16 protein-coding genes are annotated in these 23990 nt (G+C 57.2%); 11 read left to right on the plus strand and 5 right to left on the minus strand.

Annotated features, from left to right (window positions below; genetic code table 11):
- Nucleotides 1–93 precede the first annotated feature (93 nt).
- From BXY39_RS11450 to BXY39_RS11465, 4 genes are all read left to right on the plus strand, one after another.
- A complete protein-coding gene (locus tag BXY39_RS11450) occupies nucleotides 94–1314 on the plus strand; it encodes a CaiB/BaiF CoA transferase family protein (RefSeq protein WP_121939031.1) in 1221 nt (406 codons plus the stop codon).
- Between the two features lie 59 nt (nucleotides 1315–1373).
- Nucleotides 1374–2552: a CaiB/BaiF CoA transferase family protein gene (locus BXY39_RS11455; RefSeq protein ID WP_121939032.1), complete on the plus strand. Its 1179-nt coding sequence runs from the start codon at nucleotides 1374–1376 to the stop codon at nucleotides 2550–2552.
- Between the two features lie 100 nt (nucleotides 2553–2652).
- The gene (locus tag BXY39_RS11460; RefSeq protein WP_121939033.1) at nucleotides 2653–4056 is read left to right on the plus strand and encodes a spinster family MFS transporter; all 1404 of its coding nucleotides are present in this window, start codon (nucleotides 2653–2655) and stop codon (nucleotides 4054–4056) included.
- 768 nt (nucleotides 4057–4824) lie between these two features.
- Nucleotides 4825–5241 (plus strand): VOC family protein, encoded by a 417-nt coding sequence (locus BXY39_RS11465; protein ID WP_121939034.1) that lies wholly within the window; start codon nucleotides 4825–4827, stop codon nucleotides 5239–5241.
- Between the two features lie 225 nt (nucleotides 5242–5466).
- Here BXY39_RS11465 and BXY39_RS11470 read toward each other — a convergent pair whose 3' ends face one another.
- The 3 genes from BXY39_RS11470 to BXY39_RS11480 are packed head-to-tail and all read right to left on the minus strand — an operon-like array spanning nucleotide 5467 to nucleotide 9425.
- Nucleotides 5467–6201, minus strand: coding sequence for a methyltransferase domain-containing protein (locus BXY39_RS11470; RefSeq protein ID WP_121939035.1), 735 nt, complete (start codon nucleotides 6199–6201; stop codon nucleotides 5467–5469).
- Entirely contained in the window at nucleotides 6198–8291 is a 2094-nt protein-coding gene (locus tag BXY39_RS11475; protein ID WP_170163794.1) for a glycosyltransferase, read from the minus strand. Before BXY39_RS11475 ends, BXY39_RS11470 begins: the two co-directional genes overlap by 4 nt.
- Nucleotides 8292–8339: 48 nt before the next feature.
- Nucleotides 8340–9425 (minus strand): hypothetical protein, encoded by a 1086-nt coding sequence (locus BXY39_RS11480; RefSeq protein WP_147453553.1) that lies wholly within the window; start codon nucleotides 9423–9425, stop codon nucleotides 8340–8342.
- Between the two features lie 1070 nt (nucleotides 9426–10495).
- Here BXY39_RS11480 and BXY39_RS11485 point away from each other — a divergent pair.
- Together BXY39_RS11485 and BXY39_RS11490 are read left to right on the plus strand one after the other, a co-directional pair.
- Complete coding sequence (locus BXY39_RS11485; protein WP_121939038.1) at nucleotides 10496–13576, plus strand: UvrD-helicase domain-containing protein; 3081 nt, start codon at nucleotides 10496–10498, stop codon at nucleotides 13574–13576.
- Nucleotides 13577–13884: 308 nt separating this feature from the next.
- On the plus strand, nucleotides 13885–15216 hold the full coding sequence (locus tag BXY39_RS11490; protein ID WP_121939039.1) for an FG-GAP repeat domain-containing protein: 1332 nt from the start codon (nucleotides 13885–13887) through the stop codon (nucleotides 15214–15216).
- A gap of 79 nt (nucleotides 15217–15295) precedes the next feature.
- Here BXY39_RS11490 and BXY39_RS11495 read toward each other — a convergent pair whose 3' ends face one another.
- The gene (locus BXY39_RS11495) at nucleotides 15296–16726 is read right to left on the minus strand and encodes an FAD-binding oxidoreductase (RefSeq protein WP_121939040.1); all 1431 of its coding nucleotides are present in this window, start codon (nucleotides 16724–16726) and stop codon (nucleotides 15296–15298) included.
- Nucleotides 16727–16986: 260 nt separating this feature from the next.
- On the opposite strand from BXY39_RS11495, the gene BXY39_RS11500 reads away from it, so the two are divergent.
- The 4 genes from BXY39_RS11500 to BXY39_RS11515 all read left to right on the plus strand — a co-directional run bounded on the left by BXY39_RS11500 (nucleotide 16987) and on the right by BXY39_RS11515 (nucleotide 21733).
- A complete protein-coding gene (locus tag BXY39_RS11500) occupies nucleotides 16987–18378 on the plus strand; it encodes a nucleotide sugar dehydrogenase (RefSeq protein WP_147453554.1) in 1392 nt (463 codons plus the stop codon).
- Nucleotides 18379–18387: 9 nt separating this feature from the next.
- A complete protein-coding gene (locus tag BXY39_RS11505) occupies nucleotides 18388–19350 on the plus strand; it encodes an NAD-dependent epimerase/dehydratase family protein (RefSeq protein WP_121939042.1) in 963 nt (320 codons plus the stop codon).
- Nucleotides 19351–19422: 72 nt separating this feature from the next.
- On the plus strand, nucleotides 19423–20670 hold the full coding sequence (locus BXY39_RS11510; RefSeq protein ID WP_121939043.1) for a class I SAM-dependent methyltransferase: 1248 nt from the start codon (nucleotides 19423–19425) through the stop codon (nucleotides 20668–20670).
- 13 nt (nucleotides 20671–20683) lie between these two features.
- A complete protein-coding gene (locus BXY39_RS11515) occupies nucleotides 20684–21733 on the plus strand; it encodes a Gfo/Idh/MocA family protein (RefSeq protein WP_121939044.1) in 1050 nt (349 codons plus the stop codon).
- Here BXY39_RS11515 and BXY39_RS11520 read toward each other — a convergent pair.
- The gene (locus tag BXY39_RS11520) at nucleotides 21706–22755 is read right to left on the minus strand and encodes a hypothetical protein (RefSeq protein ID WP_147453555.1); all 1050 of its coding nucleotides are present in this window, start codon (nucleotides 22753–22755) and stop codon (nucleotides 21706–21708) included. The two genes, BXY39_RS11515 and BXY39_RS11520, sit on opposite strands and share 28 nt — an antisense overlap.
- Before the next feature lie 196 nt (nucleotides 22756–22951).
- Here BXY39_RS11520 and BXY39_RS11525 point away from each other — a divergent pair, with 196 nt between their 5' ends.
- Nucleotides 22952–23989 (plus strand): hypothetical protein, encoded by a 1038-nt coding sequence (locus BXY39_RS11525; protein WP_121939046.1) that lies wholly within the window; start codon nucleotides 22952–22954, stop codon nucleotides 23987–23989.
- Nucleotide 23990: the final 1 nt, after the last annotated feature.

Genomic DNA, 23990 nt, shown 5'->3' on the forward strand with positions numbered 1-23990 from the left:
TGCGGAGGTTTGCAGGCCCGATGATTTTCGCTTGCGTCCGGATTCGACGGCGTTGGTCCGGCACGGGCAAACCGGGGTAAATGGAATACGAACATGCCAGCCACTTCGCTTCTAACGGGTATAAAAGTCGTGGACATGACGACAGTGCTGTTCGGCCCGTATTGCACGCAGACTTTTGCTGATCTGGGCGCTGACGTTGTCAAAATTGAACCGAAAACAGGTGACGTTATTCGTTTGGTTTCCAGGCCATCAAAAACACCTCGAATGAGCCCAACGCACTTGACGCTGAACCGAGGCAAACGATGCGTCGACTGGGATCCCAAAACTGACTTCGGAAAAGAGGCAACGCTGCGTTTAATCGAACAGAGCGATGTGTTCATTCATAACATCAGGCAATCCGCCATCGAGCGGCTGGGGCTTACTTTCGAGGAAGTCAGGTCGGTCAAGAAGGACATCGTTTACGTCCATTGTCTTGGTTTCTCGCCGGATGGGCCCTATGCAGGGCAACCTGCCTATGACGATATTATTCAAAGCCTTTCCGGTATGACGGACCTTTTGCCACGGGTTGACGGTCGTGAGAAGAAACGCTTCCTCCCTATGGCGATGGCGGACAAAATCTCCGGCCTTCATGCGGTTTATGCAACCCTGGCGGCCCTGCTGAAGAAAAATCAAACCGGGGAAGCTATACACACGGAAGTTCCGATGTTGGAGTGCGTTACCCACTTCCTGCTGGCGGAGCATTTTGACGAGGCGACGATGACCCCGCCCACCGGCGACTTTGGTTACGAGCGCCAATTGGACCCAACGCGACAACCTTTTCAAACCAGGGATGGCTGGGTCGTTATAGCGCCATATTCGGATGACCGCTGGGTGCGCGCGTTTGAGGTGCTCGGCGCTACGGATGTATTCGCCGACGAACGATTGAAAGACTTCGCATCCAGACGGGCAAACAGAAGTTTAATGCAGGAAAAACTGTCCCTGTACATATCCAATTATTCCACTGGCGAGATTTTGGCGCTGTTCCATAAAGCGGACATCCCTGCGGCAAAGTCTAACAGTCTGGAAGACTTACAAAACGACCCCCACCTCGCCGCAACGAACTTTTTCCAACTGCGTGAACACCCGACGGAAGGCGGTTATTGGGAAATACAGCCCCCGGTTCGTTTCAATGGAATTCCACGGAAAGAAATCCGGCCTGCCGCGCATATCGGACAAGATACCGACGCGGTTCTTGCGGAACTGGGGCTTGAAGCCGGTGTGGAGAATACGGCTTCGGGAAATGTGCGAAAACCGCCAAATCCTGGTTCAGTTTAAATGGCCCCGCACCGTTACTCAATCCTCAAACTTCATAGTGAAAATTCGAAACGTACCTCATGCCCGCAACAACAATTCTATCCGACATCACAATCACCGACATGACATCATTTGTCTTTGGTCCCTATTGCACGCAAACGTTAGCGGACATGGGCGCCAACGTCATAAAGGTCGAGACGGAGAAAGGGGACATTATGCGTATCGCCGGAAAGCCGGCGAACACGCGCAAAATGGGCCCGCATCATATGACATTCAGTCGCGGCAAGCGGTCCGTTGTTTTCGACCTCAAGGAGGATTGGGGAAAGGAGGCAATTCGACGCCTGATCAAAAATAGCGATATTTTTATCCATAATGCGCTGCCTGCCGGGATGAAACGCAAAGGGCTGGGTTTTGAGGATGTAAGGTCGATAAAAAAAGATATCGTTTATGTGGAATGTGTCGGTTTCGGCACCGATGGCCCTTACGCCGGTCGTCCCGCGTTTGACGATATTATTCAGGGCTATTCTGGCATGGCGAGTCTTCTGCCACGATTGGATGGTAATGAACGCCCGCGTTTTCTTCCGATGTTGCTGGCGGATAAAGTCTCAGGTCTTCACGCCGTCCATGCAACGCTGGCGGCCTTGCGGCAAAGAGATAAAACCGGTGAGGCCCAGCACGTCGAAGTGCCAATGCTTGAATGTTCCACAAGCTTTCTTTTGCAGGATCATTTTGATGAGGCGGTTTTCGATCCACCAACCGGGTCGTTCGGCTTCACAAGGAGTTTTGATACCACTTTGCAGCCGATGAAAACCAAAGACGGCTGGATGATGATAGCGCCCTACACGGATGACCGCTGGATTAAAACCTTCCAGGTTCTGGGCGCCCCGCATGAGCTTGAAGACGAACAGCTCAACGATCGAAAGAAACGCTATTATAATAAAGAATATATGCATGAACGTGTCCAGATATACCTGGAAAAGGAAACAACGGACCACTGGCTAAAGGCTTTTGACGCTGCCAAAATTCCAGTTGGCCGCATCAATGATTTAGAGGCGTTGAGGCGGGACCCCCATCTCGTTGCGACCAAATTTTTTCAGCGGCGCGAACATCCGACCGAAGGCGCGTTCTGGGAAATGCAGCCCCCGGTTCGCTTTCACAATAGCGAAGAAAAAGAGATAAACCCTGCGCCACTTTTGGGTCAGCATACCGCGGAAGTGTTGGACGAACTTGGGCTTGACCCGCCACCGCAAAAAGACTGAGCGCCGTAAAACGGAAGATTGAACCCGCTACAGAGGAGAGGGGGAGGTTTTCTGGGAGCGAGGCAGGAAACCTGATGGTGTTGGGAAGGAAACGGTTTTGATGTCTATTCTTGCGACAAGCGTAACAGCACCGTCAAGTTCCGGTTTCGGAAGCCGCGGATACCGCACATATGTTTTGAGTACACTCACATTTATTTACACGCTGAATTTTGTTGATCGGGTACTCATCAGTGTCGTTGGACGCCCCATTATTGATGAATTTGGCCTGAGCAACCTCCAGTTTGGGGCTTTGACGGGTATTGGGTTTGCCCTTTTCTATACGTTTCTCGGCATTCCTATCGCCAGACTGTCGGAACGCGTTAGCCGTGTTCGAATAATTGGGGCGTGTGTTGTCTTATGGTCGGTCGCCACCGTGCTGTGCGGCTACACCATAGGGTTTTTAACACTGCTACTTGCGCGTCTCGCCGTTGGTGTAGGGGAGGCGGGGTGCACGCCGCCGGCCAACTCACTCATCAGTGACTATTATAGACCGGAGCAACGGCCTGTTGCTCTTGGTGTTTATGCAATGGGCGTCATGCTGGGCGGCTTTGTAGCGCAGCTGGCGGGCGGTTTCATATTGAAAATCATGACCTGGCGCGACGCTTTCATCTATATCGGTGCGCCAGGCATTCTGATCGGGATCATTTTCCTTTTGACGGTGAAAGAACCGCCAAGGGGCTACACGGAGCCACCGGGCGTCAAACGCGTTGCCAGAGCGACTTTGAAGGAAACATTATCTGAAATTGCCGGTAAACCGACTTTCTGGCTGATCGCGCTGGGAACTTCAATGGCAACATTTGCCGGTTATGGCTTGGCCAGTTTCAAGTCCCTGTATGCACAATATAGTTTTGGGCTGACCCCTGGTGATGCAGCAATTTACTATATAGCACCGATATATCTTGCGAGCGCATTGGGCATGCCTTTCTCAGGCATCCTGATTCAGCGGTTTTCTAAAAAATATCCATTGGCGCCGATTTGGGTTCCGGCACTCTCATTTATTGTCAGTACACCTTTGTTGATTATGGGATATTTGGCCGGCACCGTGCAAATGATGTTGCTGGCATTGATCGCCGCGGGTCTTTTCCAATATTTTTACATTGGCGCCTCCTACAATGTCGTCCAGTCGATTGTGAACCCGCGTACCCGGGCGACGGCTATCGCCATCCTGCTCTTTATCATCAATTTGGTCGGATATGGCGCTGGACCAACGATTGTAGGCGCGTTTGCCGACGTTTTTACCAGCGCAAAAATCAATGCTTTGGGCGTTGCCGATATTTTGTCGGTAAAGTGCAGCCTGGGAGACTCGCATCTCAGCGCAGAATTGCTAAAAAACTGTGTCGAAGCAAAAGCTTATGGAACAAAATGGGCATCTGTTCTGGGAGCGCTGGTTTTTTTGCTGTCCGGCGCGCTGTACTTCCTGGCCGGCAGGTTTTACGAAAAAGATATCCGACATAAAGTCAGGTAAACGTTGGAAACCCTTGGCGTCAGTGTGAAGCGATATCCACTTTTGGGGTCGAGTTTGATATACGACGACCAAGCCGCAACCAAACTTGGTCATCAAAGTGGATTTTGGATGCTGTGACCGGGGGATTTTGCTTCATCGGCTTTGGTGGCTTTTACAGTGCCTTTAGTTCTGAATCTCTGAAACCGTCGCTATCTCCATTAAAATGTGTTGTCACAAAAGAAGCTGTCTATCCGATGGCTTTGGCGCCTGAGCGCGCAACGCGATCAACCGGAGAAGGCACCGGGTAAGGCCAACCCGGACAACTTCGTGTCAGGGTCGGTGATGAATGGCGTGCCCCGATCTGGGAACCAGAGTTAACCGATACAAAAGTTACCAAAGCAATTGACGACGCTGGTCGGTTGTTTGGTGAATTCAATATCCGCTTTGGTTGGAATTGGACAATTTCAAAATGGCAGAGAAGCGAGATGCCGGCGCGCTGCAATCTGCCGCAGGATTCATATCCTGCACTTTCAGTCTTGATGTCCCAATCGCGTAGTCTACAAAACGTCAGGCCCATCCTCGCAATCAACAATAAACCCTCTCAAACCATAAGCTTGAAGGGGTGGACGCCGGAAATCAAAAAACAGGACGCCTCACGCCCCCGGTCAGACAGAAAGACCAACTGACCGGTCAGTCATCGCGGCATGTATTGGACCGAATTGTGTGTTGGCCCGCCAAAATACGGTAAACTCGTTTCAATACCCAAATCTGCGAAAAGGAACATGCGGCATGATTGCCTATGTCACCGTCGGTGCTGATGACATGGCCCGCGCGAAACGGTTTTACTCTGCGTTTCTGCCGGCCCTTGGTTACGCGCTGGAGGAGGGGCTTGCGGGCCTCAGCTACGCGCTGCCCGAACAACCGGGTCAGTCTGTCTCCTTGCCGGAATTCTACGTCAAACCAACCTTCGACGGGCGTCCGGCCACGGCCGGGAACGGTGCCATGATCGCGTTCGAGGCGCGTAGCCAAAAGCAGGTTCGGGACCTTCACGCCACCGCGCTGGCCGCAGGCGGTTTGGACGAGGGCCAGCCGGGCTTCCGTGCTTCCTATGGGCCGCATTTTTATGTCGGCTACCTTCGCGACCCTCAAGGCAACAAGATCGCACTGTTCTCCAGCGATCCGACCGAACCTGGACGCGATGGATAACGTGAGGGACACGGACGGTGACCCGGGAACGAACCTCTGGCTCACACGAAAACCCCGACTGACCAGTCAGTCACCGCACCCCCTTATAACACTCCGCACACAGCATCAATGAACAGGACATTCCATCCGAAAACACACCAATCCATGAAAAGGCACGATCAGGCGCCGCGTCCTCGGCCCGCCAATCCAATGTGAAGGGGCTCGGGTTCCTCCGGCCAGGACAGCCTACAGTGGCTTGGTGTTTGAAAAGGGGGGCCGACCGCTATTTGCGGCGCGGGCACTCTGATGATCGTCCAGATACTGGTTATAATGGGTGCGGAGTTCTGTGTCGGGCTGTCCACCCGGCGTGTACAAACCCTGGTTTTCCGTATCCTGGGGCGTCATTTTCTGCAGCACGCACTCAATGGCGCATTCGCCAATGGGGGTCATGGTCTGATCGAAACGTGGTAGGTCAAACCGGTAGGTGGCATTGAGAAGTTCAATCTTCTCCACCCGTAACGGCACATCGGTTTTGACAATCATGTCGAGGAGATTGATGGACCGCGGCGACCACGACGTCGATTTATAGATTGTGAACGTCCATTTGTGGTCTGCATTGCGCGCGGACGGGAAGACACCCTGTTCATAAAGGTCTTCATCCGGGACCAGAAGGATCAGGAAACCGCCGGGCTTCAACACTCTCAACCAGTTTTTCAGGCCCACCCAGGGGTCGGCTAGATGTTCAAGGCAATGGCTGCTGTGAACAAAGTCAAAGCTTTCGCTGTTAACGCCCTCCAAAAGCTGGGCGTCACCATCCTCCCTGTCCCATGTGCGGACAGCGTCCATCATGGGGAAGGTCTCGGTATACAGTGTCAGCGGATCGGGCTTTCCGCCGATATCAAGGCCGGATCCCACGAAATACCGGCGCAGGAAATTGGGCTGTGACAGGCGGCGCGGGATCGACTTGCTCATCTCTTTCATAGGGTGTCCAACTCATCGATCAGGGCTTTTGCGACATATGCGGGGGTGCTTTGACGGTGTATCTCTTGATATTTGTCCGACTGATGAAAGCTTTTCCGTTCGTCGGCGCACCGTTCCAATAATTTCGCCAAAGCCTGCGGTGTTTCGGTTTCCAGAACGTAGCCCAGATCATGTGCGACGACTTCATCACCGACAAAACTGTTCCGTGTCGCGACGATTGTTTTCCGGGCGCCGGTATACTGGTTTATCAATCCGCTTTTGCAGTAGCGCTGATCATGCTGATACAGCAGGAGACCCAGATCCGTAATATTGATGAGGTCACCGTAAAATTTGCTATTCAGGTAGCGAAAGTTATTTGTCTTGGTATCACCGACAAATATCAGGGCATTGCATGCCGTATCCGACAGGGCGTCTTCAATCTCTTGCTTGGAGACCACGACACCCTTCCCGGCAAATATAAAGGTCATTCTTTTCTGACAATCGCGCGTGATCAAGGGAATGGCTTCCAAAAGAAGCTCGACTCCTTTTCCCGTTCGCATCTCGCCCATCATTGAAAAAACACTGTGGTCATCCGGTATGTTCAACCGGTCACGGGTAAAGACCGTGCGGTTGTATGCGTATGTGATGGAGTGTGCGGGGATATAGACAATATTCGGGATATCATATTTGTCTTCCAGAGAATCTTTGAGGTCATGCGAATACACAAAAACCTTTTCAAGTCTGAGCAGGGTCTTACGGGTAAGGTGATCGAAACGCGGGCCCGTATGCGTGGGCATACGGTGCTGAAACCCGCAAACCGCGACGGTTTGCTGCGTTACAAAAGAGAAAAACCCCTCAATCTGCCAGGGCTGCAGAAATGGGTCCAGCGTGAGAAATGTGAGGGTCTTATGACCAGCGTGCAGGCTGTCTGAAAGAGTGCGCAAAGACTTGTAAACCGGACGCTGCCAGGCCTTTTCCTCGAAAGGGATATAGCTTGTCTTACCGCTCAGGGCGTAGGCATCGTACATATAGGGGTGGCTTTCGCGGAATTCCGTGAATATGTGCGGCAGTGCGGGCAGGCTAAGAATATCGGGGCGGCGTCTATAGGTCTTATCGTCGGCTTGCTTGCGTGTCTTGTCTTCCTGCACCGCCAACTGGTTGAGTGAACCTGCGAATGTCTCACGGTTTTCAGCAGGCAACTGGTTTGAAAAAAGCAGGATACCCACAAGGTGCCTGATCAAACTCAACTGTTCATCAAGGGCAGCTCCGTTTGCATCTTCGAAAACCTGTTGCAGCAGTTCTGCTCCACCCAGTGATTTCGCGGCTGAGAGAAGACTGTTGAGCGCCCAGCCATAGGCATATGGGTGTTCATCATGGGACAGGACTTCGGAAACCGCTTGCCACGCCATGCGTGAGCGAAACCAGGAGCGACTTAAACGGTTTTCATCCACATGGTGACGGACACTGGCGTGCGCGCAATAGCCGCGCGTCCACCCTGCGGCCTCCAACTGTTTTTGGACGATGATTTCTTCATTGCTCAACAGGCTCACGCTGCCGATCCGGCCGACCCGTTCGTCAAAGCTGTCGGCCGGGTTGAGCGCGGCTATGCGAAATGCGATATTGGCGCCGCACACATATTCGTGCGGTTCAAGAATCCTAGTGTCCGCTCCCAGATCCAGGATCGTCAATGCTCCTTTCGTTTCCGGTGGAAGCCAATCGGGTTCATACGTCGGCCATATGGGATGAACCGGGCCGCCGACCACGCCGGCGCCTTGCTCCGCTTCAAAAAAGTCAAAAAGAGTTTTTAGCCAGTCGGGCGACGCAATCGCGTCATCGTCCAGGAAACAGACATAAGGGGCGGAAGCCTCGCGCACGACAAGATTTCTCGCCCGGGACAGGCCCGGCGGATGGCTGTAAAGAACGCGAAGCTGTTTGGGGCGCGTCAGCCGGTCCCAAAAATTACCCGTAATCGTTTCATCATTCGTATTATCAACAACAAGAATTTCATAAGTATCGGGGTCAAAATTCTGATTTGCCAGACTGGCGATAGCCTTTTCCAGGTAAGGATATCGATTATAGGTACAAATCGCGGCTGTGATTTTATAAGTCATACGCATTCTTCTCATGCCGGTCGACCGATACAATCGATCACGCGCCCATCACTTTACGGACGGTTGTTCAAGACTCGCGCCAATGACACGGACTGTATCCAGATCTATCACCTGCTTCAGGGTTTGAATGATGTTTGCGGCATAGCCGGGAGAGGCGATGAATATCGCCTTGGCGTTGAGAAGAGGCGCCGCCGTCAGGTTTCTCCGATGATAGGTTTCCAAAGATGAAAAGTGCTCACTGAGTTCATCTTCCAGATAATCGAAATAGCCTGATATCTCGATACCGTGTCGTGGCAGAGTATTCAAAAGGTAAGGGGCAAGGCTGTTGATGCCGCCGGCACAGGCCAGAAAAACCTCATCGATACCGTTCTGTTCAATTTGATGAATCCAAGATTGGCACATTTCCTTGTGCTCGGCATTGGTACAGTATGTTGACCAGAGAATGAGATCACGCTCTATATCCTGGGCACGCATAAAGTCCGCCCCGAAAACATCCTTTTCATACTGACGGCATGCGTCGCGGTAGTTTTCGGGGTGAACGATATCAACCGGATGTTCCGTCTCAGGGATGCCGGGGTCTTGCACGGCGGATGACCGCACAAACAGGAGCATGTTTTGACGCCACTGCCAGTCAATGCGGTTGTTGCCCCACAGTCTTGGTCGGATAACATCGTGAAGCGAGAAACCGTGACGTGAGAACAGGGAAACCCAAGCGCTGGGCCACATATGGTCATTTTCCTCAGTGGACTGGATGTGTGGGGCCGGCTCGCAAAAAATAATGGTATTAGCGAGGGACGAGATGCCCTCCACAAGACGGGGCGCTGTGATGGTTTCATCCTTGCCCCTCAAGGCACGTAGAGCATTGATGCAGATGGCAAGATCGGACGGCTGCCGGTCGCCAAAGTCGGATAAGTCGCTTGGCAGTTCCGAATAACACTCCGGTGAGACCACAATATCAAAAGGTTCGGGCGGTTTTTCGCAAAGCACCTCGACAAGGGTTGCCCCTCTCTCGAAAAAAGCGGAACACCACTGACCCGGAGTGGTGCTGATTTCAATGACAGATCGTGGCATGGGAAAAGTTTTCATCAGGGCATCTGCAACATACTGCCCTGAAAGGAGAATGTCCTCGCTCACCGTTGCTATGATCACCTCCTAAGGATATGATAATATTGTGGTATTCACTCTGGTCTGTATACATCACGGTTTCGCGGCAACGCAATTGCGTATCTTCCGCGCCAGAACCGTTTCGGGCTGACAACTTCGCCTGCGTTCGTACAGCCGGTCTCACCGTGATGAAAAAACCTCTTGAAAGTATTTTGCCGTGGCCATGTCGGACCCAATGGGTTTAAGTCGTCCGCCTTCTGCAAAACGTTGGTCGTAAGGGGGAAGGATAGAAGCCTGCTGGTTCAGCCGAGGCAACAAGGTGAAAGCAATATATCATACTCTCGCAAGCAACTAAAAAGAAGACCTCATCATACGATGAGATTTCACATTTTAGGGCATGGTCCGAAGGATAATATATCGAACCAAAATGGACCAGACAGGAACAGAGCCCGACTAACCGGACAAATCGACACTAATCGATAAGATGGAGGCAAAAAGGTGGCGTATCATCCCAATCGTGTTGCTAGCGAGTTGGTGAAGATCTCCATGAAACGGCAGACTATCACTTACACCGAGCTGGGTGTCGCACTGTGCAGAGCGGGGCCGTCTCCGGGCCGGGGACTTGGCCCATATCTGGATGCTTGCCAGGATTGGCTTAAGAAATGCAATCTGCCGCCCCTCACAAGTCTTGTTGTTCGAAAAGAAACTGGAAGGCCGTCTTCCGAAGCTATCTTTTTTGGAAAGAAGTTTGGGGATATGACCGACGAGGAAATTCACTCGCTTCAGACCGAATGTTTTGATTTTCAATGGACCGAAAAACAGCTTAGGGCCTTAGGAGTTCATAGCCATGGAGCCTAACTTTCCTTTTTGGCAAGTATAATTCTTCCAGTCCTATAGCCTAAGGGCATGGGTTCAAACCCTGCCTTCATAAACACTCAATCCTGCGCAAGCCGATAGTTTGTAGGGACGGGGTAATAGAGGTTAGAATTGACATTCTGTATATCTCGACTGACCAGTCAGTCACCGCACCCTCCTATAGTCTCCACAGTAAGGCACTTATGAGCATGGCACTCCGCATTCAGGGCGTGTAGGGTAAACCCATGCGGTTTTTTAGCGATGTTCAAATTCATTCCAAATGGTCGCGGGCGTGCAGCAAAAATGCCGATATCGACCATATGGCGCTGTGGGCCCGGAAAAAGGGGATCACGGTTCTCGGTACCGGTGATTTCACCCATCCCGCCTGGCTCGCCGAAATCAAGGAGAAGCTGGAACCGGCGGAACCGGGCCTTTATAAGCTGCGCCCCGACATTCAGGCCTGGGTGGACGATCGCAGTCCCGCCGCCTGCCGGCACGCGCCCATACGCTTCATGCTGGAGGTGGAGATTTCCACCATCTACAAAAAATGGGACAAGGTGCGCAAAGTGCACCATCTGCTGCTGGTGCCGGACTTGGAGGCCGCCGACACACTGGTGGCCAGCCTGTCGAAAATCGGCAATCTTAAATCCGACGGGCGCCCGATCCTGGGGCTGGATTCCCGCGATCTGCTGGAAATCACGCTGGAAAGCAGTCCGTCCTCCTACCTGATCCCCGCCCACGTCTGGACGCCCTGGTTCGCGGCCCTGGGCTCGAAATCCGGCTTTGACCGGATCGAGGACTGTTACGGCGATCTCGCCGACCATATTTTCGCCATCGAGACGGGCCTGTCCTCGGACCCGGCCATGAACTGGCGACTGTCCCGGCTGGACAAATACCGGCTGGTCTCCAATTCCGATGCGCATTCGCCGCCGAAAATCGGGCGCGAAGCCACGGCTTATGACTGCGACCTTGATTATTTCGCGATGCTGCACGCCCTGAAAACCGGTGAAGGGTTCGGCGGCACGGTCGAATTTTTCCCGGAGGAAGGCAAGTACCACGAAGACGGTCACCGCAAATGCAACATCCGCTTCACGCCTGAGGAAACCAGGGCCCATAAGGGAATATGCCCGGTCTGCGGCAAAAAACTGACCGTCGGCGTCTTGCACAGGATCGATGCCCTCGCCGATCGCACCGAGGCGGAGGCCCTGGCATCCCCGCCGCCCAAGGCCGCCGAGGTGTTGAGCTTGGTCCCCCTGCCGGAAATCCTGGCGGAAATCGAAAGGGTGGGCGTCGGCAGCAAGCGGGTGCAGGCGGCCTATGAGCATCTGCTGTCAAAACTGGGGCAGGAACTGCATATTCTGGAGCGCGCGCCCCTGGACGACATTCGCGGGGAAAACCCCCTTCTCGCCGAAGCCATATCGCGCCTGCGCAAGGGCGATGTCATCCGCGAGCCGGGGTATGACGGCGAATACGGCGTCATCCGCATGTTCGGGGCGCAGGAGCTGAAAACCCTGACCCGGGGCGGGCTGCTGTTTGATTTCCCGGACGGGGACGCGGAGGGTCAAAAGGCCGTCGCCCCGCCACCGGCAGAGGCGCCGCCGGCCGAGGACGGTGTGTCCGCCGGCGCGGACGCGGAAACGGCCCCGGCCCCGCCCGCCACGACGTTGGACAAAGACGCAGCGGACACCATGTCGCCCATTCTCGCCGCCCTCGATCCGCATCAGCGGGCGGCGGCGGAGATCGTCGACGGCCCCCTGCTGATCACCGCCGGGCCGGGTTCTGGCAAGACGCGGACCCTGACCCACCGCATTGCCCATATGATCCGGGACCGGGGCATTCCGGCGCGGCAGTGCCTGGCTGTGACATTTACCCGCCGGGCCGCTTTTGAAATGAGGGAACGCTTGGAATCCCTTCTGCCGGATGACTGGCGTGACGTGCATGTCCACACCTTCCACTCCCTTGCCCTGGCGATTGTCAGGGGCCGGGGTATCGAGGTGCATATTGCCGACACGGCCGAGCGCCGCGTCCTGCTGATGGACAGGCTGAATATCCCCGAGCGCAAGGCCGGAAAGCTGCTGTCGGACATCTCGAAGGCCAGGCGCACGCAAACCGACAGTGCCGCGCTGCGGGATTACAGGGACGCCATGGACGCAAAAGGCTGGATCGATTTTGACGATCTGATCGCCATGGCCATTCAGGCGCTGGAGGACGATCCGGGCGCTGCGGGCGTCTATACCCATATCTCGGTGGATGAATATCAGGATCTTGACGCGCAGCAATACAGGCTGGTCCGCCTGCTGGCGCCAAAACCGGACAGTCATCTGTGTGTCATCGGTGACCCGGATCAGGCCATTTACGGGTTCCGTGGCGGCGATGCCCGCTTTTTCACGACATTTCATGACGATTATCCGGGCGCGCCCGCCCTGCATCTCACCCGTAATTACCGCTCCGGCGGCAAAATCGTCACGGCGTCGGCGCAGGTGATATCCGCCGCCGGGCCTGTGCGCAAACTGTTCGAGGTCGTTCGCGAAAACCCGGAAAAGATCACCATTCATACCGCCGTGACGGAAAAGGCCGAGGCTGAGTTCATGGTCAAAACCATCGAACGTCTGATCGGCGGTCACAGTTTTTTCTCCCTCGATACCGGACGCAGTGACGGGCGGGATACGGACTACGGGTTTTCGGACTTCGCCGTTTTGTACCGGACGGAGGCCCAGGGCGAGGCCCTGGTCGAGGCGTTCGAGCGGTCCGGCATGCCGTTCCTGAAATATTCCGCCGGCAGGCTGATCGACAAGCCGGCGGTCCGGGATTTCATCGCAGCACTTCAGGACCGGGAACAGGCCATCACCGCCGCGTCGCTGCGTGGACTGGACACCCGCGACCGGCACTCTCTGGAGCGTCTGCTGACGGCGTGCGGCGGCGACAACGACAGGGTCATGCATGAGCTTCAATTCGTCAGCGAGGCCGATACCTGGGACCCGCGCGCCGACCGGGTCGCGCTGATGACCATCCATGCTGCCAAGGGGCTGGAGTTCCCGGTGGTGTTCCTGCCCGGGGTGGAGGAGGGGATTTTACCGCTGCGTTTCGGGCCGGGGGACGATACGGACCTGGCCGAAGAACGCCGCCTGTTTTATGTCGGTATGACCCGGGCGCGGGACCGCCTGTTTCTCAGCCATGCGGAAAGGCGCCTGTGGCGGGGCAAACCCCGCGCCATGCCGCCGTCGGCCTTTCTCGCCGATATTGAACGCGCGCTTCTGGCGCACAGCAAAACCGATTTAAAGACAAAGCCGACGGATGAGGACATGCAAATAGACCTGTTCGGGTAAATTTTTACCGGGCCGGATACACAGTCCATATGTCCGGAAGGCGCATGTTCTATCGACCAGAATGTTCTGTCGACCAGACAGGCAACACGGAAGGGCCGATATGTCTGCCCGACTGACTGGTCAGTCAGCCCTCCATAAATGGGCGGGGGGTTGGCACCTGTTCGTGACGGTCTGTCCCCGCGAAGTCGCCCTGTATCGATTGGCGGGTAACCCGCTGGCCAGGGTCAATCGCTTTTATGGCCCTCTGCGCCGTTGCACATGCCGCTTGTTTTGCTACCTTGCGGTGCCGGTTGAACGGGAGACTCCGCATGCGCATGAAAAAATACGGTTTTCTGACCCTTGTGTCCTGTCTTGTCGTGGGAACGCCGTGTTTCACGCCGCTTGCCGCCCAGGATGTCGATACCGTGCCGGCTATTGTTGAAATCTATAAGGCGGGCCGCGACAAAACCGGCGCCGCCATCTGGGAAAATACCAAACCCCGTTTCCGCAAGGCCGGCGACCCCAGTATGATCGGCGGGTGGAGCGATGCGAACGCACCCGATGCCCGGCGCTATCTGGACATGGACGTGGACGGCGACGGGCTGGCGGATATTGTCGAAATCTACAAGGTCGCCGGTAACAGAACCGGGGCGACGGTCTGGCGCAATGGCGATGACGGCTTCCGGTTGATGGCGGACCCCGCGACCATCGGCGCGTGGAGCAATGTGGACGCGCCGGATGCCCGGCGGTACCGCGCCATGGATGTGAACGGCGACGGATTGGCCGATCTGGTTGAAATCTATAAGGCCGCTGCCGGCAGGACCAATGCGACCGTCTGGCTGAGCACCGGCACCGGCTTCCGCCAGTCGGGCAATCCGAGCCGTATCGGCGGCTGGACCAATGTGGGGGCCCCGGATGCCCGGCGCTATCTGGATATGGACGCCAATGGCGACGGACTGTCCGACCTGGTCGAGATTTACAGGACCGCCAGGGGCACAACCAATGCCACCATCTGGCAAAGCACGGGCAGGGCATTTCGCCAGTCCGGTAAGCCCAGTCATATCGGCGGGTGGAGCGATGTCGGCGCCCCGGATGCCCGGCGGTATCTGGCCATGGATGCGGACGGTGACCGCCGGATGGATATTGTCGAAATCCATAAGGCCGCCGGCAAAAAAACCAATGCGGTTCTTTGGTGGAATACGGGCGAAGGCTTTATTTTTGCCGGCGCGTCGCAGATCGGCGGGTGGAGCAATGTGAACGCCTCCAACGCCCGGCGCTATCTGGTGATGGACGCGGACGGCGACCGGCTGCCGGATATTGTCGAAATCTATGAGGCCGCCGGCCGGAAAACCAATGCGACGATCTGGCGGAACACGGGCAGGGGCTTCGTCTTCGCCGGATATTCCGTCATCGGGGACTGGAGCGATGTGGACGCGCCCAACGCCCGGCGCTATCTGGTCATGCATCTGGACGGCAACAGATTGCCCGCCCTGATCGAGATTTACCGGGCCGGCGACCGCAAGACCAACGCCACCGTCTGGCAAAGCACGGGCGAAGGCTTCACCTTTCTCACCTATTCCAACATCGGCAACTGGAGCGATACGGACGCCCGCAATGCCCGGCGGTACCTCATCATGGATGTGCCCCGGGACCGGGATTGAGCGGTCACTGCGACGGTCCTTTCCATGCCGGGGTACTGAATTGTGGGCAGCCCTTTAAACCTGCATGTTGCCCGCTCCTTCAGTCCTGTCCGGTCATATCGAAAATCAGGCCGGGGTTCAGAATGCCGCGCGGGTCGATTGTGCGTTTCAGACGGCGCATCAGGGCCACTTCCGTCTCGTCGCGGGTGATGCCCAGCCAGTCTTTTTTGTCGTGTCCGATGCCGTGTTCGGCGGAGACCGCTCCGCCATACGGCGTCAGGGTCTCATAGACGATCCGGTCCGCCACGGGCTTGGCGTCCGGCCCGTCCGTAAATGGACAGATGAACAGATGCAGATTGCCGTCGGCCACATGGCCGAGCACATGGCATTGCCCCTCTTGCTCTCGGTTCGCCGGCCATTTCTGTCGCACCTGCCGTTGCACGGCGGTGACATAGGTGTCCATATGCTGCATCGGCAGGCTGACATCGTACAGAAAGCATGGGGTTTGCGCGGTGATGGCCTCGAAATTTTCCCGGACGATCCACAGATTTTCCGTTTCGCGGGCGGATTTGGCGATCACCGCGTCGGTGATCAGTCCGTCGTCCAGCGCGGCGGCCAGCGCGTCCGTGAGGATGCCGCCGTTCATAGTTTCCGTATTGTCGGCATTGCCGGTGCTGTCCAGCAACACATAATACGGCGCCCCGCGCGCCATGGGGGCGGCATGGCCGTGGCCGGGCAGGGTGACGGCGTCATAATAATCGCCCCACATGGCCTCGAACGCGGTCAGCCCGCCACCCAGATGCCGCTGCATGTGACGCAGGAACAGGGGGACGGCGTCAAAACGGTCCAGCGCCACCAGTGCGGTATCGCGGTGCGGCTGCGCTTCCTCCAGCCGCAGCACGACACGGGTGACGATGCCGAGGGTGCCCTCACTGCCGATGAACAGCTGTTTCAGGTCATAGCCGCTGTTGTTCTTCAGCATGCGGTTCAGGGACGACAGCACCGTGCCGTCAGGCAGAACCGCCTCCAGCCCCAGCACATGAGCCCGTACCATGCCGTAACGCAGCACATTGATGCCGCCGGCATTGGTGGCCACATTGCCGCCGATGGTGCAGGAGCCGCGCGCGCCCAGGTCCAGCGGCAGCAGAAAGCCCTTTTCGGCAACGGCATCCTGCAGTGTTTGCAGGATGCAGCCGGCCTGGACCGTGACGGTGCGCCCCGTCTCGTCAATCTCCTCGATCTCCGTCATGGCCTCCAGCGACATGATGATCTGCCCGTCACCGGCCACCGCGCCGCCGGCGCAGCCGGTGCGCCCCCCTTGGATCACCACCGGCAGCCTTTCCTCATGGCAATGGCGCATGAACCGGCTGACCTCGTCGGTCGAGGTTGGTTTGAACAGGCAGGCACCGCGTGCCGGCGACGGGTCCCAGAAGCTTGTGGCGCGCGCGGCGATGACATCCGGCGGCTTCAGGTCAAAATCCGGAAACCGTTCGGCAAGCGTTCCGTAGGCTGTGGCTGGCGTGGCGGCCATATCCCGTCATCCCTGAAAATTCGTTGCACACACTTCCCGCGCGGGTGTGCCGCTTGGCAACAGTATGGCCGCCCTGTCCGCCCAGGCAAGTGTGCTGTGCGCGTTGCCGGCTGGCGCGGCGGAACAGTCCGGTTTTATAAAAGCATATTGGTATTCTGGCTTGTTTTTTGCTTCGACAACATGGCCATGCCGACGTATCGTTTTGCCGGGCGGTCGTCCTGGGGGTGGTGGCGATCCTTCATGCTTTTTTCGGAGTTTTTATGGGGCCGCAAAAAACAATTGATGCCGAAGAAATTGTCGTTATCGGGCTCGGACATGTCGGCCTGCCGCTGGCGGCCGCACTGGCCGGTGCCGGCCACCGGGTCCTCGGTATCGATGTGGACCGGGATCACCTTGCCGACATTCATGCCGGTTCCATCCGGATTCATGAACCCGGCCTGACTGACCTGATCGCCGAAGGGCTGGCCAGCGGCCGGCTGCGGACGGCCGCCGCTATTCCGGCCTCTTTGTGCGTGCGGATCTATATTGTCACGGTTGGCACCCCCGTGCATGAGGACAAAAGCTGCAGTCTGGATGCCTTACGCGATGCGGTCCGTGAAATCGCGCGCCGGATGCGGCCGGACGATCTGGTCATTCTGCGCTCGACGGTCAAGCCCGGCGTTGCCCGCTCCCTGGTGGTGCCCATGCTGGAGAGAACGGGCAAGACGTTCGGTTTTGCCGTCTGTCCCGAAAGGATCGTCGAGGGGCAGGCGCTGCGGGAATTGCACACAATCCCGCAGATTATCGGCGCCGCCGACCCTGCATCCGCCCTGCGGGCCGAGACCCTTTTTGCCAGCCTGGGGGTGGATATTGTCCACGTTCCCGACGTGGAATCAGCTGAAATGGTCAAACTGATCAACAATATGGCGCGCGATCTCAATTTTGCGCTCACCAATGAAATCGCGGCCATCTGCGATACGCTGGCACTTGATGCCAGTGCCGTCATCCATGCGGCGGTTCACGGTTATAAACGCACGGACCTGCCCAGTGTCGGCCTGGTCGGCGGGCCGTGCCTCTCGAAAGATACTTATATTTTTCAGTCCGCATTCGCGGGGACCGGTTTTGAACCGCAACTGACCTGGGTGGCGCGTCAGATTAACGAGGCCATGCCCAAACGCGGCGCGGCTGCCATCGCCGGCCTGCTGACGCCACGGTTCCATTCGGCTGGTATGGTCAGGGTGGCGCTTCTGGGGCTGGCCTTCAAGGGTCGCCCGGCGACAGCCGATGTGCGAGGAACCATGGCCGTACCCTTCATGTCGGCGCTGCAATCCCGACTGCCGGGGGCTGTCTTTATCGGTTTTGATGCCGAAGTCAGGGATGGGGATATCCGTGCTCTCGGTGTCGAGCCGGCATCGTCCATCGAACAGGCCGTGGACGGTGCGGCATTGACGGTGATCTTGAACAATCATGAAAGGTTTGACCGTCTTGACCTGGACGCTCTGGCGGGCCGCATGGTGGCCGGCGGCGTGATTTATGACTTCTGGCCGTGCACGGACCGGGCTGGGCCTCTCGCCGGGGCGGTGGATTATGTCGCTTATGGTGAAGGCTCGCAGTTGCAGAATACCGTGTTTGCGCGTACGGATGACGGCGGCCAAAGTCAGATCGGCAACTGAAGATATCCCATGAATGACATGCATCTTGTGACCGGTGGGGCCGGGTTTGTTGGATCCGCCCTTGTCCATATGCTGCTGCGAAGGGGCCACGGCGTGCGTGTGCTCGACGATTTCAGCAGGGGGCGGCGCGGCCGTCTGGATATGACCCATGATCGCCTGCATCTGGTCGATGGTGACGTCAGATGCGGCGACACCGTTTTGACGGCTGCCGATGGCTGTACGGCAATCTGGCATTTCGCCGCTGTCAACGGCACCCGGTTTTTCTATGAACGGCCGGCTGAGGTTCTGACGGTCGCGGTGGACGGCATGATGAATGTTGCCCGCGCCTGTGCAATGCCATCCGTACGGCACCTGTTTCTGGCGTCCAGTTCCGAGGTGTATCAGACACCGTCGCAGGTCCCGACCCCTGAAACCGAAATTCTGAAAATTCCGGACCCGCTCAATCCGCGCTACAGCTATGCGGGTGGCAAGCTGATTTCGGAGCTGGTGGCCCTGCACTGTGCTGCCGATGCGTTGGAGCGGGTCGTAATCATCCGGCCCCACAATATTTACGGTCCCGATATGGGGCATGAACATGTCATCCCGGACCTATGCCGCAAGGTGATGGCCCTGAAAACGGCGGAAACCCGTGAAGGGTCCCTCTCCATCAAGGGGGACGGGGGGCAGAAGCGCGCCTTCATGCACATCGATGATTTCTGCCGTGCTGTCGCGCTTTTACATGAAACGCCCGGTGCCCACGGCATCTATCATGTCGGCTCAAACGAGGTGGTGACGATCGCGGATCTGGCGCATATGATCATGGATATCCTGGGACACCGCGTGCCTTTGCAGGCGGAAGACGCCCCTGCGGGGGAGACCAGGATCAGGCTGGCGGATATCTCGAAAATCGGTGCCCTGGGGTTTCGTCCGCGCATCAGTCTGCGGGACGGTCTGCCTGATGTGGTTGAATGGTACAGGGCTTTTCACGGCTGAGCCGATTGTCCTGACCCGTGTCCTGTCAAGGACGTGGTGGTGTCATCCGTAACGATTTGGGAAAGAGCGGGAATGCCCGGAAGCCGTCAGATCGATATATGCCAGAATTGTGGCTCCGGCGCGCTTGAGCCGCTTTTGTTTCTCGGGCACCTGCCGCCGGTCAATGCCCTGCCGGACAGTGAGGGGCTTGGCGGTGCGTTGCAGTCCTTTCCCCTCAACCTTGTGCGTTGCGGTAAGTGCGGCCTTGTCCAGATCGGCTATATCGTTGCCCCAGACGTCCTGTTTCCGGAAAGCTACCCGTATCGAAGCGGCGTCACCGCGTCGCTGCGGCGCAATTTCGAAGACCTTGCCAGGGATGTGGCGGCGGTCATGCCCCTGTCCCGCGAGACTGTCATTGTCGATATCGGCTCAAACGACGGGACCCTGTTGAACAGTTTCAAGGACAGCGGCGCGTGTCTTGTCGGGATTGAACCGTCCGACGCCGCCAGGGATGCCATTGCCGCCGGCATCCCGACGGTTCAGGATTATTTCCGCGCGGAGGCCGCTGCCAAAGCCGTTGCCATCCATGGCCCTCCGTCCCTGGTCACGGCGACCAACATGTTTGCCCATGCCGATGACGTGCATGGCATCGTGGCCGATATAAAGGCGATGCTGGCGCCGGGCGCTCTGGTCGTCATCGAAAACCATTATCTTGTCGATCTTGTCGAAACGCTGCAGTACGACACGATCTATCATGAACACATGCGGTATTATTCCGTGAAATCCATGATGGATGTCATGGCACGCCATGGCTTTACCTGTTTCGATGCCAAGCCGATACCGACCCACGGCGGGTCCATACGCTGTTTTTTCACCCTGTCGGAAGAGGCCGCACCGTCGGACCGTTTGCGCGGCATGCTGGCCCGTGAAAAAGCACTGGGTTTCGATGACGGCAGCGCGCTGGTTGCGTTCGCCGGCCGTGTGGTCCGGCACCGCCGGGCCCTGCAAACCCTTTTGAACGGGATCGCCGATGCCGGACACAGCGTCTTCGGAATCGGCGCCCCATCGCGGGCCTCAACCCTTGTCAGCTATGCCTGTCCCCATGCGGACCTGATCGCGGCCGTCTGTGAACTGCCTGGATCGCCAAAGATCGGTCATTATCTGCCGGGCACGCAAATCCCCATCATTGATGAAACCCGCCTTTATGAAGAACAGCCCGATTATGCGCTTGTGCTGTCATGGCATATTGCCGATGAGATCATCGCCAATATCCGAAAAAGGGGGTTTCGCGGCAAAGTCATCATTCCCCTGCCGGACCCCGTTGTCGTGGACACGGACTGACGGGCCCTGACGGATGGCGAAAGGCACAAGACTGCTACGCATCGCGATTGCCGGCAGTGGTTACGGCCTGAGGGCCTATCTGCCTCATCTTCAGCGGCGGCAGCCGCATGTCCGCTTTGCCGGTCACTGGCGGCCGTACGGCGATATGCCGACACGGGATGCGCCCGCGTTGCAAGGCCCCCTCATTACAGCAGGGCAGGGCCTGCACGCCCTTGGAGTGGACGGTGTGATCATCGCCGTACCACCGGCGGTGGCCGAGGGGATGGCCCTGACCTGCGTGGACGAGGGCATGCCCTGTTTTCTGGAAAAGCCGGTTGTCCTGTCTGATACCGCCGCCTCGGCCCTTGGCACCGCCGCCCGCGCGCTGCCCGTGGCAACCGGGTATCAGTTTCCCGGCACCGCCAGTTTCAGGGCCCTGAAAACGCTTATTGAAGAGGCCGCTGTCGGTTCTATTGAACGGGTGTCGGTCACATGGTCCGTCCAGTCCTGGGCCCAGCGCAATCGTGTTCACGGATGGAAGGTTCTGGCGGATATGGGAGGCGGTGTCTTTACCACCCTTGGGTGCCATGTGCTGCATGCACTCGACTGGCTTTTCGGTGATGTCCGGTTTCAATCGGGCTGGGTCTCCAATGCGATCACCAGATCCTGGTTACCGGGGCCGGATAGGGCGGCCAACGATACCGCCGTGCTGAACCTGTCTGCGGGTGGTGCTCCTGACATATCGGTCGCACTGTCAAATGCCATGGACGGTCCGCCGCTACACCGCTGGGACGTGACAGGGGACAGGGGACGGATGATCATCGAAAACACCGGGTGGGACTATGTCTCGGGCCTGCGGCTGAACGCATCTTTCAAGGACGCGCGGCGGGACATCGCCGTTTCAGACGTGAAAACGGACACGTACGCCCCGTCGTGGCAGCGGCTGGACGGTTTTTGCGCTGCCATCGTGCAACACCACTGCGATGGTGACGACATGCTGCGTGCCGGGCGGGTTGTCGCTCTCATCAATATGATTGACCGTTTGGCGGAAAAACCTCAGTCAAATCCGCCTTTCATGGCCTGAACCAGATCGGCCTGCTCGGCGATGAACACCGGGTCATCGTGGTTGCGGCTGGAATGATGGGCGGCATAGATGTTGCGCCAATACTCCAGATAGGCGGCATAGGCTTTTTGCTGCTGCGGTGTGCCGGCCACCGTATAGGTGGCCATTTGCTCGATTTTACGCATTGGTGAAGACAGGGCGCACTGATCGAGAAGTCCGGCCTCTTCCGAGTAACCGGCAATCTGTTCCATATTATGCTTGTTGGCGTGGAAAACGGCCTTGCGCATTTCGACGAAGGTTTCCGCCGTCTTGTCCGCGGCGGCATCCGCCCGGTAATCGTTTACGATTTCATCATAGCGGCGCTGAAAGACGATGTTCAGCCGCCGTTCGGGCGGCGCCAGAAAGGCCAGCATGACGCTTTGCGCGATACCGGGCCACAGATCGACCAGCTGCCAGCGCGCATAGCGCTCCAGTACGGTCCGGTTGGCGATCAGCCCGCCCGAAACCGCGACAATGTCCGGCAGCCATTTGTTCGGGTCCATGCGGAACATCGGCGGCAGGATTGACGGGTCCGGCAGCATGGCCTGACCGCGTACCATGGCCGGCTCACCGCTGCCGTCTTCAATCCTCAGTCCCTTTTCATGATCCTCGAGAGACTCGCAGATCCTGTGAGGGAACGAGATCAGGCTGCCGTCTTCCGGCAGCAGCCGTTCCACCTCAACGAAGAAGTCCGGATCGAACAGGTGGTCGACATTGGTGTAAAAAACGGTGTCGTCCGGACGTTTCACCAGGCTCGCCGCGTTGGTCCACAGTTCGGTGCAGCAGATTTTGTGCGGGGTTCCGGTCTCGAAAAATGTGGCGTCCAGACCGTATTCCCGGATCACGTCCGGGACATGTTTTTCACCGAAAAGGGTGACGGCCAGATGGATGCCTGCATGCGTTTGCGCGGCAAGGCTTTCCAGAAAGGCGCGCTGGATCCGGTCATTCCGTGTTCCGGTGAAATCCCGGAAGGTGCAGGCGACGATAAAGCGACGTTCGGTCATAGGGATATTTTGCATCATTGGTATGGTGGCCGATACCTCATTTGGCATTTTCCCGATACCATATCAAAGGGAATGTTCGGATTTGGCATGATAACCGCAAGCGCTCAAGGGATGCTGATGCCGTGGCGCGGACCCTGTACCGAAACGGTTTTTTCGTGATACAGGCAAAATGTCCAAGGCTTTACGAGGGGTTGGGATGGCTGATCAGGGTGAGAAGGTAACCTTTGAAAACATGCACCGTTTCGGTCGCTTGCAGGACGCCGGTCAGGAAATCGACATGAACGAGGCCTTTTATGTGGCCTGCCGTTCCGTGAGGGATTTCAGATCCCGCGAGGCCGCCGCCCTGGCCCTGGCGGATACTGTGCGCGCGAAACTGGATCAACTGTCCCTGACCAGTCCGGACCCGGACCGGGTGGATCGGGCGAATGCGGACAAGCTGGTTAAGGGTGAATCTGTTTCGATCGGTCCGATCCTTGATAACGGTCAGGTCAGGGATGTCCTGTCCTATCTGATGGCAAAAGATGTTTACCCGATGTATGGGGAAGACAGGCGGCCTTTCAGGGCTGACCGGCCGCGCGATGGCGTTGTCATCGGTCGTTACAGTCTTCAGGATATCGCACGGGCACCGCATCTTCTTCACATGCTTCTGCATCCACGCCTGCTTGGGGCCGCCACCGCGTTCCTCGGTGCCCTGCCCACTGTGTCCATCTGTACATTCGTCTGGTCATTCGCAACCGGACAGGAGGCACAGAATATGCAGCTTTTTCACAGGGATAATGACGATTTTCGCCAGTGCAAGGCCTTCGTCCTACTGACTGACACACTGGACGCGCAGGATGGACCGCATGTGTATGTCAGGCACAGTGTCGATCAGGACATGGTCAGGCGCCGTCTGGAAGGCCGGGGCATCGCGCCGGATCACAGGGAAGATCTGCTGCACAGGCTGTTTGATGGCGTACCGAACCACCGGTATGCGGATTCACTGGTGGAAGAGGCGTTCGGCCCGGAAAGCGTCGATGTTTTAACCGGCCGCGCCGGCGACTGCTTCATGGAGAACACCTGGGGAATTCATAAGGGGCTGCCGCCCAGACGCGCGCCGCGGCTGGTTCTGCAGATACAATATGCCCTGCAACCGTCCCTTTTCTTCACTTACGAGCCCGTCGCCATACCAGGCATGGACCGGTTAAGCGCCGAGGACCGATATGTTTGCCGCGCGTATCTCAAGGCACGGTAAA

This window comes from Eilatimonas milleporae, assembly GCF_003688555.1.
GTDB classification, from domain to species: domain Bacteria; phylum Pseudomonadota; class Alphaproteobacteria; order Sphingomonadales; family Kordiimonadaceae; genus Eilatimonas; species Eilatimonas milleporae.

What these genes read in the sequence shown, in the direction of transcription:
- BXY39_RS11450 (WP_121939031.1), top strand. Translation starts at nt 94, where the DNA reads ATGCCAGCCACTTCGCTTCTAACGGGTATAAAAGTCGTGGACATGACG.
- BXY39_RS11455 (WP_121939032.1), top strand. Translation starts at nt 1,374, where the DNA reads ATGCCCGCAACAACAATTCTATCCGACATCACAATCACCGACATGACA.
- BXY39_RS11460 (WP_121939033.1), top strand. Translation starts at nt 2,653, where the DNA reads ATGTCTATTCTTGCGACAAGCGTAACAGCACCGTCAAGTTCCGGTTTC.
- BXY39_RS11465 (WP_121939034.1), top strand. Translation starts at nt 4,825, where the DNA reads ATGATTGCCTATGTCACCGTCGGTGCTGATGACATGGCCCGCGCGAAA.
- BXY39_RS11470 (WP_121939035.1), bottom strand. Translation starts at nt 6,201, where the DNA reads ATGAAAGAGATGAGCAAGTCGATCCCGCGCCGCCTGTCACAGCCCAAT.
- BXY39_RS11475 (WP_170163794.1), bottom strand. Translation starts at nt 8,291, where the DNA reads ATGACTTATAAAATCACAGCCGCGATTTGTACCTATAATCGATATCCT.
- BXY39_RS11485 (WP_121939038.1), top strand. Translation starts at nt 10,496, where the DNA reads ATGCGGTTTTTTAGCGATGTTCAAATTCATTCCAAATGGTCGCGGGCG.
- BXY39_RS11490 (WP_121939039.1), top strand. Translation starts at nt 13,885, where the DNA reads ATGCGCATGAAAAAATACGGTTTTCTGACCCTTGTGTCCTGTCTTGTC.
- BXY39_RS11495 (WP_121939040.1), bottom strand. Translation starts at nt 16,726, where the DNA reads ATGGCCGCCACGCCAGCCACAGCCTACGGAACGCTTGCCGAACGGTTT.
- BXY39_RS11500 (WP_147453554.1), top strand. Translation starts at nt 16,987, where the DNA reads ATGGGGCCGCAAAAAACAATTGATGCCGAAGAAATTGTCGTTATCGGG.
- BXY39_RS11505 (WP_121939042.1), top strand. Translation starts at nt 18,388, where the DNA reads ATGAATGACATGCATCTTGTGACCGGTGGGGCCGGGTTTGTTGGATCC.
- BXY39_RS11510 (WP_121939043.1), top strand. Translation starts at nt 19,423, where the DNA reads ATGCCCGGAAGCCGTCAGATCGATATATGCCAGAATTGTGGCTCCGGC.
- BXY39_RS11515 (WP_121939044.1), top strand. Translation starts at nt 20,684, where the DNA reads ATGGCGAAAGGCACAAGACTGCTACGCATCGCGATTGCCGGCAGTGGT.
- BXY39_RS11520 (WP_147453555.1), bottom strand. Translation starts at nt 22,755, where the DNA reads ATGACCGAACGTCGCTTTATCGTCGCCTGCACCTTCCGGGATTTCACC.
- BXY39_RS11525 (WP_121939046.1), top strand. Translation starts at nt 22,952, where the DNA reads ATGGCTGATCAGGGTGAGAAGGTAACCTTTGAAAACATGCACCGTTTC.